This is a genomic window from Micromonospora globispora, assembly GCF_003857015.1.
Lineage (GTDB): Bacteria > Actinomycetota > Actinomycetes > Mycobacteriales > Micromonosporaceae > Micromonospora > Micromonospora globispora.
On sequence record NZ_QGGF01000240.1, the window covers coordinates 18,812 to 34,067 of the forward strand.

The 15,256-nt window shown below is 69.9% G+C and carries 15 protein-coding genes and 1 pseudogene; 5 read left to right on the forward strand and 11 right to left on the reverse strand.

The annotated features are described in order from the left end of the window. The first annotated feature begins 2 nt into the window (after window positions 1-2). Both DKL51_RS10870 and DKL51_RS10875 read left to right on the forward strand, forming a co-directional pair. Entirely contained in the window at window positions 3-335 is a 333-nt protein-coding gene (locus tag DKL51_RS10870) for a transposase (protein WP_243420609.1), read from the forward strand. A 137-nt stretch (window positions 336-472) separates the two neighbouring features. Continuing rightward, window positions 473-2,359 carry a glycoside hydrolase family 15 protein gene (locus tag DKL51_RS10875; RefSeq protein WP_109945260.1) on the forward strand — a complete coding sequence of 629 codons (1,887 nt, stop codon included), beginning with the start codon at window positions 473-475 and terminating at the stop codon, window positions 2,357-2,359. 367 nt (window positions 2,360-2,726) lie between these two features. On the opposite strand, the gene DKL51_RS10880 is transcribed toward DKL51_RS10875, so the two are convergent. Then, window positions 2,727-3,305, reverse strand: a complete 579-nt coding sequence (locus DKL51_RS10880; protein WP_109945259.1) for a TetR/AcrR family transcriptional regulator — start codon at window positions 3,303-3,305, stop codon at window positions 2,727-2,729. A gap of 91 nt (window positions 3,306-3,396) precedes the next feature. On the opposite strand from DKL51_RS10880, the gene DKL51_RS10885 reads away from it, so the two are divergent. Further along, complete coding sequence (locus DKL51_RS10885; protein WP_109945258.1) at window positions 3,397-3,843, forward strand: anthrone oxygenase family protein; 447 nt, start codon at window positions 3,397-3,399, stop codon at window positions 3,841-3,843. A gap of 120 nt (window positions 3,844-3,963) precedes the next feature. Here DKL51_RS10885 and DKL51_RS10890 read toward each other — a convergent pair. Further along, window positions 3,964-4,997: pseudogene (locus DKL51_RS10890) on the reverse strand (IS5 family transposase). Window positions 4,998-5,070: 73 nt separating this feature from the next. Next, entirely contained in the window at window positions 5,071-5,421 is a 351-nt protein-coding gene (locus DKL51_RS36255; protein ID WP_243422436.1) for a hypothetical protein, read from the reverse strand. Here DKL51_RS36255 and DKL51_RS36260 point away from each other — a divergent pair. Then, window positions 5,375-5,494 carry an SDR family oxidoreductase gene (locus DKL51_RS36260; RefSeq protein ID WP_243420608.1) on the forward strand — a complete coding sequence of 40 codons (120 nt, stop codon included), beginning with the start codon at window positions 5,375-5,377 and terminating at the stop codon, window positions 5,492-5,494. The genes DKL51_RS36255 and DKL51_RS36260 overlap by 47 nt on opposite strands. 79 nt (window positions 5,495-5,573) lie before the next feature. On the opposite strand, the gene DKL51_RS37440 is transcribed toward DKL51_RS36260, so the two are convergent. From DKL51_RS37440 to DKL51_RS10925, 7 genes are all read right to left on the reverse strand, one after another. After that, a complete protein-coding gene (locus DKL51_RS37440) occupies window positions 5,574-5,852 on the reverse strand; it encodes a zinc finger domain-containing protein (protein WP_423790555.1) in 279 nt (92 codons plus the stop codon). Between the two features lie 495 nt (window positions 5,853-6,347). Next, window positions 6,348-7,298, reverse strand: a complete 951-nt coding sequence (locus DKL51_RS10900; protein WP_109945297.1) for a patatin-like phospholipase family protein — start codon at window positions 7,296-7,298, stop codon at window positions 6,348-6,350. 190 nt (window positions 7,299-7,488) lie between these two features. Beyond that, entirely contained in the window at window positions 7,489-8,997 is a 1,509-nt protein-coding gene (mhpA, locus tag DKL51_RS10905; RefSeq protein WP_109945257.1) for a bifunctional 3-(3-hydroxy-phenyl)propionate/3-hydroxycinnamic acid hydroxylase MhpA, read from the reverse strand. Then, window positions 8,997-9,350 carry a DoxX family protein gene (locus tag DKL51_RS10910; RefSeq protein WP_109945256.1) on the reverse strand — a complete coding sequence of 118 codons (354 nt, stop codon included), beginning with the start codon at window positions 9,348-9,350 and terminating at the stop codon, window positions 8,997-8,999. The genes mhpA and DKL51_RS10910 overlap by 1 nt, the downstream gene beginning before the upstream one ends. After that, complete coding sequence (locus tag DKL51_RS10915) at window positions 9,347-11,230, reverse strand: acyl-CoA synthetase (RefSeq protein ID WP_109945255.1); 1,884 nt, start codon at window positions 11,228-11,230, stop codon at window positions 9,347-9,349. Before DKL51_RS10915 ends, DKL51_RS10910 begins: the two co-directional genes overlap by 4 nt. After that, a complete protein-coding gene (locus DKL51_RS10920) occupies window positions 11,230-12,165 on the reverse strand; it encodes a fumarylacetoacetate hydrolase family protein (RefSeq protein ID WP_109945254.1) in 936 nt (311 codons plus the stop codon). The genes DKL51_RS10915 and DKL51_RS10920 overlap by 1 nt, the downstream gene beginning before the upstream one ends. Continuing rightward, window positions 12,162-13,298 carry a VOC family protein gene (locus tag DKL51_RS10925; protein WP_109945253.1) on the reverse strand — a complete coding sequence of 379 codons (1,137 nt, stop codon included), beginning with the start codon at window positions 13,296-13,298 and terminating at the stop codon, window positions 12,162-12,164. Before DKL51_RS10925 ends, DKL51_RS10920 begins: the two co-directional genes overlap by 4 nt. Before the next feature lie 143 nt (window positions 13,299-13,441). Here DKL51_RS10925 and DKL51_RS10930 point away from each other — a divergent pair, with 143 nt between their 5' ends. Next, the gene (locus DKL51_RS10930) at window positions 13,442-14,089 is read left to right on the forward strand and encodes a TetR/AcrR family transcriptional regulator (RefSeq protein WP_109945252.1); all 648 of its coding nucleotides are present in this window, start codon (window positions 13,442-13,444) and stop codon (window positions 14,087-14,089) included. 25 nt (window positions 14,090-14,114) lie between these two features. Here DKL51_RS10930 and DKL51_RS10935 read toward each other — a convergent pair. After that, window positions 14,115-15,256: FUSC family protein (locus tag DKL51_RS10935; RefSeq protein ID WP_260428463.1), on the reverse strand; the 1,142-nt coding region annotated here is incomplete at its 5' end.

Below are 15,256 nucleotides of genomic sequence, written 5' to 3' on the forward strand. Positions count from 1 at the left end.
TCGTGCTTTCCGGCGGCAACGTCAACGACTGCAGCCGCTTCGCCCACGTCATGGCCGCGATCCGTGTCGGGCGGCCGGGGCCGGGCCGACCCCGGGTCCGTCCGGACCACGTCATCGGCGACAAGGGCTACAGCTCCAAGGCGATCCGGGCTGACCTTCGTCGACGGGGCATCGGGCACAGCATCCCCGAACGCGCCGATCAGCAGGCCAACCGCCGCCCACGGGGCAGTCGCGAACCCCGGCCGGTGTTCGACAGGCAGCTCTACAAGCACCGCAGCTCCGCGGAGCGCTGCTTCAACGGCCTCAAGCAGTGCCGCAGCGTCGCCACCCGCTGAGACAAGACAGCGACGTCGTACCAGGCGGCCTGTTCGCGGCGACATGCACCGTGATTCTGGCGCTGGGTCTGACCGATGTGCGCCGCTGAGTTCCCGCCAGCACTTACGGTGAGGAGCATGTTGCAGGAGGGCGGTGATTGGAGTTGTATCCATTCGTCGAGTCACACGGCCTGATCGGCGACATGCAGACGGCGGCGCTGATCGCGGACGACGGCACCCTTGACTGGTTTTGCGCGCCCCGGTTCGACTCGCCCAGCGTGTTCGCCGGACTGCTCGATCACAAAAAGGGCGGGTATCTCCGCATCGCGCCCCATGGCGCCGATTACGTCAGAAAGGAGCAGTTGTACCTGCCTGGGGCACCGATCCTGATCACTCGTTTCCTCACTCCCGACGGTGTGGGTGAGATCATCGACTTCATGCCGGTTGCCGGCGATACGGCGACCGATCGTCATTGCATCGTTCGGCTGATCAGCGTGGTTCGGGGCACCATGCGGTTCCGGATCGATTGCCAGCCGCGGTTCAACTATGGGCGTGACCCGCACGAGGTCGAGATGTACACCGACGGCGCCGTTTTCCGCAGCCCGACGCTCAGCATCACGCTGCATCGGGTCCGCCACGCCGACCAGCCCCCGGACGAAGTCGAGATCGAACGCGACGGCGACGGGGTGCGCGCCTTCGCCACCCTGCGCCAGGGTGCCTCCGGCGGACTCCTCGTCGAAACCGGATCGAGCGAACCACCCCGCCTGATCGCGCCTGAGGAAATCCGGTCGATGTACGAGCAGACCCGGGATTTCTGGCGGGGCTGGCTCGGCGGCTCCTGCTATGCCGGACGGTGGCGGGAAGCGGTGGAGCGCTCCGCCCTGACGCTGAAGCTCCTGACGTACGCGCCGACCGGTGCCCTGATCGCCGCTCCCACCGCCGGCCTGCCGGAGCAGATCGGCGGGACGCGGAACTGGGACTACCGGTACGCCTGGATCCGCGACGCCTCGTGGTCGGTCTACGCCCTGCTCGGTCTCGGCCTCACCGAGGAAGCGCAGCGATATCTGCGATGGCTCAACGACCGGATCTGCGAGGCGGCAGACCGTGCAACGCCGCTGCACCACATGTACCGCGTCGACGGCTCGACAGCCCTCGACGAGGAGGAGCTCGACCACCTCGAGGGCTACCGACGCTCCCGCCCCGTGCGGATCGGCAACGCCGCCGCCGACCAGCTCCAGCTCGACATTTACGGCGAAGCGCTGAGCGCCATCCACTTGGCTGACACGCAGGGGCTGCGCAGCTCCCATCAGGCGTGGCTCAACACCGTCAAGCTCATCGACTGGCTCTGCGAGCACTGGGACAGACCCGATGAAGGGATCTGGGAGACCCGGGGCGGCCGCCAGGACTTCACCTTCGGCCGCCTCATGTCCTGGGTCGCTCTCGACCGGGCCATCCGCCTCGCTCAGCGGCACGGGGTGCCCGCCGAAATCAACCGCTGGACCACCGAGCGAGACAAGATATACCGCCAGATCATGAACCGGGGATACCACTCCGGACGCCGGGCGTTCGTGCAGCACTACGGCAACGACGTCCTGGACGCGGCGCTGCTCTCCATGCCGGCCGTTGGGTTCATCGCGCCCGACGACCCGATGTGGCAGTCAACCCTGCGGGCAATGGACGACGAGCTCGTCTCCGACAGCCTGGTCTACCGGTACAACCCCACCGCGTCGCCCGACGGCCTGGCCGGCAGCGAAGGCACCTTCAGCATGTGCACCTTCTGGTACGTGGAAGCCCTGGCCCGCTCGGGACGTCTCAACGACGCGCTGATCACCTTCGAGAAGATGCTCACCTACAGCACCCACCTCGGTCTTTACGGGGAGGAGATCGGCCCGACCGGCGAGCAGCTCGGCAACTTTCCCCAAGCCTTCAGTCACCTTGCGCTGATCAACACCGCGATGGTCCTCGATCAATCCATGCCCGCTCCACCGGCACCGTGTCACGTGCCGCTCGGACCCCTGGTCAGGCGAGATCCACTGCGCGGGTGAAGATCCGCCCGAGGTGCCTGCGGCGGAGCCCTGATCACCTCGATGCCCTCGGCAGTGAACGCCGCTTCGAAGACCTCGGTGAATCTCGTATCCCGGTCGCGCAGCAGGAACCGCTGCCCAGCCGGGGTGCCTTCCGTTCTGACGGCGCCGAGCCCCGTTGCGGTCGAACCGGGCACAGTTGGCCGCTAGGGCGCGTATCGGGTCGTGATCAATGAGCATCGCAGCTTCCGGGGCGGGTGCCCGTCCGGGGTACGGGACGCGGCGATCTGCGGCTGCGCCGTGTGGGCGCGAGTGACCGGAAGCGATGCCGCAGGCAGGCAGCGGCGGGGCCCGAGGGCCCTGGCTGCGTGCCCGCCGGGATGGTGTGTCAGACCATGGCGAGCCGGTCCACCAGCAGCTCCACCCTCGGCTCGGTGTCCTCCGGCGGCAGCCGTCCCGCTCGGGTCAGGGTGGCCAGCCCGTGCAGGGCCGCCCAGAACACCTCGGTGAACAGTCCCGGGTGGACGCCGTCCCCGGCGACCTCGCCGAGGCTTTCCAGCAGGGCGGCGAAGGCGTCCTTAAGAGGTTGTGGGGTGTCCTCGTTCGCGAAGGCCAGGCCGCCGTCGAGCTCGAACATGGCGTCGTAGACCGCCGGGTTGCGTGCGGCGAATTCGAGGTAGGTGCGGGCGAGGGCGGTGACCCGGGCGCGAGGTCCGTCCGCGGCGGAGGTCGCGGCCCGCAGCGCCGCGGCCATCTCGGCGGCGCCGTCGAGGGCGACGGCGCCGATGATCTCGCGTTTGCCGCGGAAGTGGCTGTAGAGGACGGGCTGGCTGTATTCGATGCGCTCGGCGAGCCGGCGGGTGGTGACCGCGTCCCAGCCCTGCTGCTCGGCGAGCTCGCGGGCTGTCGCCACGATGAGGCGCTCGCGCTCCGCCCGTTCGCGCTCCTTGCGTTTCTGTACCGACATGATTCGATCCTAGCACCGCTAGGCAAGCGAGCGGCAGCAGTGCTAGCGTTGCCTCATCAGCTAGCAACACTAGATGCTAGGAGGGGTCATCATGCTCAACGCACTCGAGGTGTTCACCACCGTGGTCGTCGGCGTGATGGTGGGGGTGGAGTTCTCCGTCGCCTTCGTCATCAACCCGATCCTCGACGCACTCCCCGGTGACAGTGGCCAACTCGGCCGCGCCCACGGGGGCCGGATGCTCGGCGCCGTGATGCCGGTCTGGTACATCACCTCGCTCGTCCTCGTTGCGGTCTGGGCCATCGCCGGATGGCACCACCACGGCACCGGCCTCGTCGTCACCGCCGGCGCGCTGCTGATCCTCAGCGTGATCATGTCGATCCTGCTGCTCGTCCCGATCAACAACCGGGGCAAGACGTGGACCCCTGACAACCGGCCCGCCGACTGGAAGCAGCAGATGAACCGCTGGGACCGCCTCCACTACGTCCGCGTCGCCGTCCTCATCGCCGCCTTCGCCCTGCTGGTCGCCGCCCTCATCTGACCCCGCGCGGGCCGACACCGCGCCGGTGGCGCACAATCCCCACTCCCCGGGCGGCAGCGGCCCACCCAAATCCCGACATCCGGGAATGCAGCTGCCGCTTAGAGCCCACAACCCGACAAACTACGCCCCTCGATGACCTGCGCGGCTCCCGGCTCTGGTTCGGGTGAGGTCTTTGATCCAGATCACCGAGGCACGCAGCCGAAGCCCGGCGAGGTAGCTTTCCGGGGTCTTGTCGTAGCGGGTCGCGATGCCCCGCCACGCCTTGAGCTTGTTGATCAGGCGCTCGACGGTGTTCCTCTCCTTGTAGAACTCGGCGTCGTGGTCGACGGGGCATCCCCTTTGCGGCCCTTCGTCTTCCGGTTGGCGGCCTGGTCCCGTTTCTCCGGGATGACGGCCTTGATGCCGCGCCTGCGCAGGTGGGCGCGGTTGCCGCGGGACGAGTACCCCTTGTCCCCGGCGACCGCGTCCGGCCTGGTGCGAGGCCGCCCCACTGGGCCGCGGACCCGGATCTCCCCAGCACCGGGATGAACTGTGGGCTGTCGGCCGCCTGTCCCGCGGTCAAGACGAACGCCAACGGCCGGCACTTGCGGTCGGCGGCGAGATGGACCTTTGACGTCTGCCCGCCCCGTGAGCGCCCCAGCAGAGCGGCCTTCAGCCGGACCCTGCGCCAGCGCCGGACGCGTCGCCGCTCGTCCCGCTCGGGATCGGCACCACCGTCCTGCCCGCTTCGCCCCTCGGGACCGGCCCCCTTTGACCTGGCCTCCTCCTCCTCTTCGGCGGCAGCCTTCTCCAAAGCGGCGAGCACGTCCTGGCTCGTGTTGCATCCCGGCGGCATCGTGATGGGCCCGCACGGTGGTGGAGTCGATACTGACCAGCGACAGATCCACCTCACCCCGCTTCGCGGCCTCCGCGATCAGGCCCTCCAGCAGGGCCTCGAACACGCCGGCGTCACGCCACTGCCGGAAACGATTGGACACCGTCGACCAGGCACCGAATTCCTGCGGCATCTCCCGCCACTGCCCGCCGGTCCTGAACCGCCAGACCACGCCCTCGAACTGCTGGCGCAACCGCTCGGGGTGCGGGCCATACTCGCCGATTGGCAGGTACGGCTCGATGAACTCCAACTCCACATCGGTCAGCTGCGCACGGGTCACGCAAGACGATCTACCGGATCGAAGATCAGCACGAGGGGAGAACCCGCTCATTGATCACGACCCGATACGCGTCCTAGTGCCGGAGCCGTTCGGACGTCGGGCGCTCCACCTCGTCCCCGTCGGGCGAGGCTGGACGACGTTCTGGTCCCAGCGCTACGACGACTGGGCGGAGGGAGCCGCGGTGCTGCTGCTCGATGTCGTCGACGAGGACGGCGCGCGGGTCGCCGCGCAGATCCGCGACGGCGGCGACACCGCCCAGCTCGCCGGTGACCTGCGCGAGCGCCGGGGCTGCATCGTGGTGACGTCCAGCGTGCACGCCGCTGTTCGGCCTACCGGGCAGTCCCGCGTACGCCGCCAGCAGGGGTGCGCTCGCCGCGCTGACCCGACAGCTCGCCGCGGAGTACGGCCCCCAGGTACGGATCAACGCCGTGCTGCCCGGCCCAGTGGACACCGAACGCCTGGCGTGGTCTGGGTGCGCCGGCCCGGGAACGACCTAACGCGGGCGAGCCTCGTGGTGGACGGTGGCTGGAGCATCACCAGGCCAGACCGGTTACTCCTTACTCGGATAATCTCCTTCTATAGCCTGGTCCGTTCCGGATGCATCCCGTCAACGACTTCGTGACCCGGAGTACGAACGCAGTTCGATCCTGGCTCGGCCCCGCACACCGGGCAGGCCCGCCACTCCTGGACCGGGCCGGCGTCGTGCCCCAAGGTCAGGGCGACCTCGCTGATCTCGTCAGCCAGTTGGTGCAGGCCCGGGTCTCGATGCCGGATGGCGGCCTGGTGGATCTTCTGAACTGACTCTCGCGCCCGTCCCAGCGTGCGCTTCGCTGATGCGCCCGGATCAGAGGACATGTCATCCCGGCTTCCCGGTAGTGCGGCGATCAAACCGGCTACGGGTGGTGTTGGCTGGGGTTCGTGCCTCGCCGTCGGGATCCTGCCGCGCCGCGGGTCGTGTACCGCACGGCTCGTGTCGGGTTGCGGGTGACGCCGGGGCAGCGGCGCCGGTGTTTCGGGTTGCTGCGCTCGGCTGGTGACGTGTGGGCGTGTGTGGTGGAGGTCAACGCGTGGCGGCGGCGCCGCCACGACGCACCGCTGGCCGGCTATCAGCAGTTGTGTCGGGAGTTGGCGGCGTCCGGGCCGGGCACATTCGCCGAACTGGACTCCACCGGGGCCCGGTCGGTGCTGCGGCGCTTCTCCGACGCGTGGTTCGCGGCGGCGAAACGTCGCAGCGAGGGTGACGGGTCGGTGCGGTTTCCGCGTCGCCGCCGCGGGTTGATGCCGGTCCGCTGGGTATCACGGTACGTTCACCCTGGAAAAGCGGTCCGCGTGGAGATGGACGTGACGCGTTCAGCGCGCGAATCCGGTCGACGCGAGTGCGTCGCCTGCTGCCCGCCGGCCCACTTCGATCATCTCGAACGCCCGATGAAACTCATGGCCACGGCAGGCGTCCGTCGGTATTTCGATCAGTAGGTCCGGTGGATGGCCGGCCAGTCGATACCGGATGAGAAGGTCCTCCACGGCCTCGATGGACAGGCTGACGACGTCGGGTGCGCGCAGGCCGGCGGGCAGAGCCTCCGCCGTGCGGTCGTCGGTGGTGATGATCTCTACGGCGGCGTCGGCCGCCGGCCCGCCGTCCCCCGGCATACGGAAACGGGTGCCGGGGGCGCGGAGGCGGTCGCGGACGCGGTCCCACCGCCCTCGCGCCGGCTGGGGGTCGGCCGACTCCCGCACCGGCGCTGCGGGGTGGGAGGTGGCGCGGGCGCCGTTGAGGGATACGGCGACGACCGCGTCCGCCGGTATGGAGGTGGTCGGCGCCATCGGCAGCGGGTCCATCAGGCCACCGTCGGCGAGGAGGCGGCCGTTGACCATGACGGGGGTGATCGCGGGCGGCAGCGCGATGGAGGCACGCACCGCAATGTCCAGCGGGCCATGCTGAAACCACACCGCGCGGCGGGCCAGCAGGTCCGTCGCGACCGCCGTGAAGGGCACGGGTAACTGTTCGATGCGCACACCGTCGAGCAGTTCGCCGACCCGGGCCATCACCTTGTCGGCCCCGAATGCGCCCGGCGCGCGTACCGCGGGGTCGAGCAGGCGCAGGACCTCGCGGTAGCCGATGGTGCGTACCCAGTCGACGTAGGCGTCCAGCTTGCCCGCCGCGTACAGCCCACCGACGAGGGCGCCCATCGACGAACCGGCGACGCCGACGATCTCCAACCCACGCTCTTCGAGGACCTGGATCACGCCGATGTGCGCGTAGCCGCGCGCCCCGCCGCCGCCGAGTGCCAGCGCGACCCGCATGTCACCACCGCCCACCGCTTTCCACTCGGCCGGGGCCCATCAGGACTTGATGCTGAGGAGGTCGAGCGCGGCGGCCGGCCTGGCTTCCCCGGGGGCGAGCTTAACGAGACCCCCATTGGTGGTGGTGCGCAATCACGAAATTGCGGACCGGGAGCTTTCGACTACAACCGCAGAGCCGCCGAGCCCTGAGTCACCTGCCAACCGACCGGACCGCAGAGATCGTCTGGGGAAGCAGCCTGCGGCTGGCCCGGAGAACGGTGCCGTCGGGGCGGACGACGGCGGCGCAAGCAGCGCCGGTCCTCAACCATCGGTGCAGATCGCTGCCCGGTCGGGCAACGATCAGCACCGCTCCGCGCCGTTCGATGTCAGCTCGTTGTGCCGGGGTCGGCTCGATGGACGTGACTATCGCGAACCGGCCGGCGGCCACGTCGTCGAAACGTCGGCCGCCGTCGATGAGCGCGTTCGGGCACAGCCCGCCCGCGAGGCCGCGGCGCAGCCGTGGCCGCACGACGAGGTCGGAGCGGTGCAGCGGGGGTGTCCGGCTGTCCGTGGCGAGGTCCGTGAGGCCCGGCACGAGGTGTAGCCGTGGCGCCACGGCGCGACGGATGACATTGCCCACCTCGCCGCCGGCCGTCATCGCCGTACCGATGAACTTCGCCAGCTTGATCATGGCGCGGGCGTGGTGCCTGCGTTCGATCTGGTAGGTGTCGAGCACGGTCTCGGGCAGGGTCCCGTCGAGCACGAAGGCGAGTTTCCAGGCCAGGTTCATCGCGTCGCGCACCCCGGCACACATGCCCTGGCCGATGAAGGGTGGGGTGAGGTGGGCGGCGTCGCCGAGCAGGAACATCCGGCGGTCACGCCAGCGGTCGGCGAGCTGCGCGCGGAAGGTGTACTCGGCGAGGCGGATGATCTCCAGCTCCGCGACGGGGACGTTCCCGGTCCACGGCGAGATCAACGGATGCAGCCGGGCCATGTCGCGGTAGTCGTCGGCCGCTTCGCCGGGCGTCAGCTGGAACTCCCAGCGGTAGCGGTTCTTGCCGACCCGCATGTACGTGCCGGCCCGGGCCGGGTCGGAGAGCTGGTGCACGCCCTCCCACTGGTCGAGGTCGGCCTCGGTGACCACGTCGATGACGAGCCAGCGTTGCGTGAAGCCCAGGTCCTGCATGGTCGCGCCGATGGAGGCCCTGGTCAGGCTGTTGGCGCCGTCGCACCCCAGGATGTACGCCGCCCGGACGGACTCGTGCTCGCCCGTGGCGGTGTCGGTGAAGTCGACCCGCACCCCGTCGGCGTCCTGGGTCAGCGCGGTGACCTCGGCGTTGCCACGAAGGGTGACGGTGCCGTACTGCTTGAGATTTCGGCGGAGGATCGCCTCCAACTCCGGTTGGTCGAACATGCTCCCCTGGGGGTAGCCGTGCCGGCTCTGCGCGACGTCGCGCCGGAACTCGGTCAACACCCGCATGTCCCGGTCGAGGAGGCGCAGACCCAGGTGCGGCCGGGAGATCGCGGCGAACTCGTCCCGGAGCCCGAGCCGCGCCAGGATGCGGTGCACCTCGTCGTCGAGGGCGACCGCGCGGGGCTGGGGATAGACCGACTCCCAGCGCTCGAGGATCAGGCACTCGACGCCGTACTGGGCGAGCAGCGTCGCGGCCGTGAGCCCGGTGGGGCCCGCGCCGACGATCACCACGGGAATGGTCTTCATCAGGCCGCCACCAGATGGAGGACGAGGTAGGCGGCGACGAGGAGTCCGCAGACGACGGCGGGGGCCAACTTCCGCGGGCCGTCACCCTTGCGCAGGTGGACGACGACGGCTCCGGCGAGCAGGAGCAGCAGCCCGGCGCCGGCGAGGGTGCCGATCAGCGGCTCGATCAGGCCGATGAGGAGCCCGATCGCGCCGGCGACCTCGAGCAGGCCGATGCGGCGGTAGGCCGCGACCGAGAAACCGGCCTCGGTGGCCAGCTCGCGCATGGGTTGCACGGCCAGGATCTTGGCCGTGCCGAGGGCGAGGAAGATCAGGGCGAGTAGCACGGCGAGGATGGCCGCAGCGAGCGTCATGACATGACCACCAATCGCCATTCGATGGCATAACGGCCCAGGATGGCCTTGACGGCCGCCTGGTCGGCCGATGGAGAAACGGTGACGGTGACCACGATGGAGCTACCCTCGATCGTGGCCTCGACGTCGTGGACCCCCGGGACCTTGTCGAGTGCGCCGCGGACTTCCCGACGGATCGCGTCGGTGCGCAGCGCGAGCTTGTAGAGCTTGCCCACGGCGGTGACCGGCAGCTCGTCGAGGATCGTCACGGTCTTGGGTGCGGCGGTGCGGTCGGGCACCCGTTCGCTTGTCCAGTCGCGAAGTTCGTCCTCGGTCACCGTGGCGCCGCGGGCGAGGGTGACGTAGGCGACGGGTACCTCGCCGGCGTGCGTGTCGGGGCGTCCGACTGCGCTGGCGGCGGTGACCTGCGGGTGGGACAGCAACGCGTCCTCGATGATGGCGGGGTCGATGTTGTGTCCGCCGCGGATGATGAGGTCCTTGGCCCGGCCGGCGAGGTAGATGAAGCCGTCCTCGTCGATGCGTGCCAGGTCGCCGGTGTCCAGCCAGCCGTCGGCGAGTTTGCCGAGGCCATCCAGGACCGGGCCGCTCCCGTCGCGGTCGATGACGTAGCCGGGGAAGACCGTGGGGCCGCTGATCGCCAGCAGGCCCGCCTCACCAGAGGCTACGTCCTCCCACGTGCCGTCCGTGCGGACCACCCGCACCCGCTGGTAGGGCAGACGCTGCCCGACCGAGCCCGGCCGCGACACGTCGGGGAAGGTGCGCGCGCTGGCGCAGGTGGCCTCGGTCAGGCCGTAGCCCTCGACCAGCGTGATGCCCGTGTGGGCCTGGAAGCTGTCCCGGACCGCGGCGGGCAGCGGTGAGGCTCCCACCATCGGAAACCGCAGGCTGCTGATGTCGGCGTCGACCGGGCACTGCGCCAGCGTGGCGTACACGGTGGGCACCGCGCTCATGGCGGCGATCCGGTAGTGCTCGACGATCCTCCAGAACGCCCCGTACAGTGCCGGGTCGCGGTAGCCGAGCGGACCGGCCCACACCACCGCCTGCCCCTTGAACAGCGGCGCCAGCAGGGTGACGACGAGCGCGTTCACGTGGAACAGCGGAAGGGCCGCGAAGACCACGGTCTCCTCGTCGAACAGGTTGCTGGCGGACAGCATCCACGCGTCGGCGACCTCGTTGGCGTGCGTGTGCGCGGCCAGTTTCGGGGCGCCGGTCGTGCCGCCGGTGTGGAACATCGCGGCCAGATCGGCGGACCGGGGCAGGTCACCGTCAAAGGCGGAGGAATCCATGGCCGCGGCGAGCTCGCCGAGGTAGCCGACGCGTACGCCGCGGATGGCGGGCAGCGGCTCGGGGGTGCCCGCGGCGCCGGTGGGCCGGAGCACGAGGATCGCGTCGAGCAGGCCGTCGCGGGCCAGCGACTGCGCGGTGTCCCAGGTGTCCGGCGCGAGGTCGGGCCCGGCTGTGATCAGCACGCGGGCGCCGGAGCGCCGCAGGAGTTCGGCGAGGTGCGCCCGTGACAGGCCGCCGCCCAGGGGCGCCGCGATCCCGGCGAGCTGCGCGGCCAGCGTCGCGGTGATCAGCTCGGCGCAGTTGGGTGACATCAGGGCGACGGCGTCACCCCGCCGCACCCCGAGCTCGTGGAACAGGTTCGCGTACCGGTGGACGTCGGCCAGGAGTTCGGCATAGGTACGCCGCAGCGGCTCACGCCAGTGGGCGGCGTCCGGCAGGGCCAAGACCGCCGTACGGTCCGGCCAGCGCGTGGCCGCTCGGGCGAGCAGCGCGTACGTCGACTCGGGCAGGCCCCGCGCCGCAAGCGGCACGGCCTCGATCGCGGCCAGGTCGGTCGGCGCGGCGTAGTCCGGCCACAGCAGGTCCTCGGTCATCAGGCGTACCTCACGACCGTGCGCTGCCGGCCCAGGTCGATCGCGCCGTCGTCGGTGGCGATGGTGGCCTCGACGACGTCGCCGTCCTTGAGGTACTTGGGGTTGCGCGCCTGGCCCTTGAAGAACATCTTCCACTTCACCGCGGGCGGCAGCAGCGAGACGAGGAACATGACCGGCTTCGGCGGCGCGCTGAGGGCGGTCCCGACGGGGGTACCGGTCAGCAGCAGGTCACCCGGGCCGACCCGCTGGAAGCGAGTCAGTGCCTGCAGCGCCTGGGCCGGGCGGTAGATCATGTCGGCGACGGTCATGTCCTGCCGGAGCTCGCCGTTGACCCACAGCTTCAGCCGGAGGTCGATGAACCGCTTGAGTTCGTCGGCGTCGAGCAGCACCAGCGCGGGGCCGACCGGGGTGAAGGTCGGGTAGGACTTGCCCTCGTAGAACTGGGTCTTGGGCAGCTGCACGTCGCGTGCCGAGATGTCGTTGGTGACCACCAGGCCCGCGACGTAGTCGGCGAGGTTGTCGTCGGTGACGGTCGTGCCGACCGGCATCTCGCGGCCGAAGACCAGGCCGATCTCCACCTCGTAGTCGAGCAGACGCACGTGGGCGGGGCGGACCACGTCGGCGAACGGCCCACTGATCGAGCCCGAGGTCTTGCGGAAGAAGGTCAAGGGGACGGTTGCGGGATCTCCGCCGCTGTCCGTGACGTGCGAGGCGAAGTTCGTCATCTGGGCGACGACGCGGCAGGGCGCTGTCACCGGGGAGACCAGGGCAAGGTCGTCGACCGGCACCGTGTCGCTGCTCGTCGCGGCCGCGACGATCGCCGGCCGGTCGGCCAGCAGTTCTGCGGTGGTGGTGGCGCTGGTGTGCACCTTGGCGGCGCCGGTGGGGGTGAGCACCCACCAGGCGTCGGCGGTGCGCAGGACGGAGGTGCTCATGAGGTGAACGCTTTCATCAGGCCGCGGAGGCGGTGGAGGTCGAATTCGTTGTTGTCCTCGCGCAGCGCGCCGACGACCGCGCGCAGCTCGCGAAGTGTTTCCAGGCCGGGTTTCATGCCGAGGAAGTCCTTGGTGGCGGGCGGACCCCACTGGGCGAGCCCCGAGGCGGTCATCGGTGCCCAGCCCGGCTCGAGCGTGCGGTCGAACAGGTCGCCGTCGGTGAAGTGCTCGACCAGGAAGTCGTCCGGGTCGCGCCAGTAGTCGAAGATCTGGCTGCCCTGGATGTGCCGGCCGATCCCCCAGGACCGCTGGTAGCCCCGGTCGAGCAGGTGCTCCCCGCCGGCGGCCAGCGAGTCGAGGTCGGGGACCTGGTAGGCGGAGTGCACGTACCGGTTCGCCGGGCCGAGGGTCATCGCGAGGGTGTGATGGTCGGTGGGCGTGCTGCCGCGGTCGCAGCGGATGAAGCTCATGACCGGGCCCCGCTCGCGCTGTCCCTGGTGGTAGAGGAAGTCGCTGACGATCAGGCCCAGGTGCTCGAGATACCAGTTGAGCGTCGCGAGGTATCTGGTGGTCTGCAGCACGACGTGACCGAGTCGCTGCACCTTGGCCGGCTCACGCGGCGGTCGCTGGGTGGCGTTCACCCGCGCCACGTCGTGTCCGATGTTGAAGGTCAGTGGCTGCTGGGTGGGCAGCGCGGGAAGCTCGTGTGTGTCCGCCACCACGCGCACCTGCGCCCCACTCGGGTCGACCAGATCCACAGTCACCCCGCCGAGACTCTCGGGCAGCGAGGTCATCGTCCTCCCGGTCGCCTCCGCGAGGCGCAGCACGTCCTTCGGGTCGGCAGCCCGGAAGGCGGGGCCGATGAACCGCGACCGGGGACCCCGGCGGATGAGCACGCAGGGGGATCCGGGGTCGGTGCCCCGCAGGTGCAGCTCGTCCTGCGTACGCAGCGAGGTCGTGAAGCCGAAGGCCCGGGCGAAGAGCTCGGCCCGCTCCAGATCCGGCTTCTGGAACTCCAGCCAGGCCAGGTCGTGCACCTTGACGATCGGGTTGCGCGCCCGCCCGGGATGCTCGCCCGGCAACGCACCCTGCTCGCTGTGCAGGCCGGTGTGGGGGTCGTGCCGGTCGATCATGTCCCGCTCCTTTCCAGGCGATGACGAAATCGTCACTTACGAGAGTAGCTTCAGTCAACCCCGCCTGACGATTCCGTCACCTCTGAAGCTCGCCGGCGTTAAAGTGAGCGCAGACCGACCTGGGAGAAGGTGATCGAGCAGGCATGGACCAGCAGCTCAGGCACGCCCCGAACCGCCTGGAACGGCGCAAAGCCCGCACCCGCTCGGCGCTCGTTCGCGCCGCCCAGACCTTCCTCGCCGCCGGAAAGCTGAACGTCCCGATTCTCGAGCTCACCCAGGCCGCCGACGTCGGTATGGGCTCGTTCTACAACCACTTCGACAGCAGGGAACAGCTCTTCCAGGCCGCGGTGGAAGACGCGCTCGACCGCTACGGCGCCCTGCTCGACGAGCTGACCGTCGGCCTGGACGACCCGGCTCACGTCTTCGCGCAGAGCTTCCGGCTGACCGGACGCCTCCACCGCCGGACTCCCGAACTGAGCAAAGTCCTGCTCAACAACGGCCTGGCCCTGGCCGGTTCGGACAGGGGACTCGCGCCGCGAGCCCGGCGCGACATCGAAGACGGCCTACGCGCCGGCCGGTTCCGCGTGCGCGAGCCCGAATTGGCGATGGTGATCGTGGCCGGAGCCGCGCTGTGCCTTGGCCAACTGCTGCACGACCACCCTGAGCGTGACGATGCCGCAGCCACCGACCAGGTCACCGAGGACGTGCTGCGCATGCTCGGCCTCGCGCCCGACCAGGCCCACGAGATCTGTCAACGCCCGCTGCCCGACCTGGACGGCCTTCGCCCGTAGGCCGATGTCCCCAAGCGGGCCGCTCCTAGGAAGTGGCCGCCTCGCGCACCATCCGGTTGGCCGTCTCCGGCTCACACCCGGTCGCCCGGAGCAGGTCACTCGCCATCGTGCGCAGCTGGATCACCATAGCGTCCGAGAACGGCTTGAGGCCCCTGTGGTACGCCTGGCCGGCCAGGCGCGCCCCGTCCAACACCGCGTTGCGGGTCTGATCGAACGGCCCACCCGTTCGTGCCTCCCGCCTCAGCATCTGGATCGCCTCGGCCAGCCTATTCACGGCGGCAGTGAGTTCCTCCGGCACCGGCTCGTCGTACTGCAGCGTGGTCGCGGCCCAGCGGGCCAGCGCCCGGCATTGGGCACTGACCCGATCGATGTGCTGGAAGCCGCGCCGGTAGTGCTTGACATCGGTTCGGCGTCGCCAGCGCGCCGGCGCAATGGTCGTTACCTCCTCGGCGCCAGCCAGGGCCTCCTGCATCCGGGCGAGGTCGGGTTCCATTCCGCTCAGCTGGTCCAGCGCCCGTATCGCGCGGTCCGGGTCACGCTCGGCGAGTGCGTGTGCAACCTCCCGAAGCTGCGTGTGGAGGGTCTCGGCGACCGGTCCGGCGGCCTGCTCAAGAATGCGCATCGGGTTGATCGGTAGCAGCAACGCCACCACCGCCAGCCCGATGGTGCCGCCCACTCCCGCGTCAATGATCCGCGCCCATTCGAGGCCCTGCTGCACGTGGGAGAAGGTGGCGATCAGTACAGCGGTACTGCCCGCCTGAGCGACCAGCGCACCGCTGCGCCCGGTCATCAACAGGGCGACAGCGATGGACAGCATCACCACCAGGCCGATCTGCCAGGGCCCGAACCCGAGGAAGCGGATGAGAAGATCACTGACGATCAGGCCCAGCCCGACGCCGAGCAGCATCTCGGCGGTACGTAAGGCGCGCTGCCCCAGGGCGGCGACGATCGTGCCGACGGCCGCGCTGGGCGCGAAGATCGGCGCAGGGCGACCCAGGACCTCGTGCGCCAGCCCCCAGGACAACGCGGCGGCAAGCCCACATTGAGCTGCGACGACCAGAATGATCGTGAACAGGCGCAGCCTCAACCGGCCTGCTTCGCCACCGCGACGCCGGACCTTCGCCGCCAGGTCCTTGGCCTGCCCGGCAGCGGCGCCGGGGCGAGACA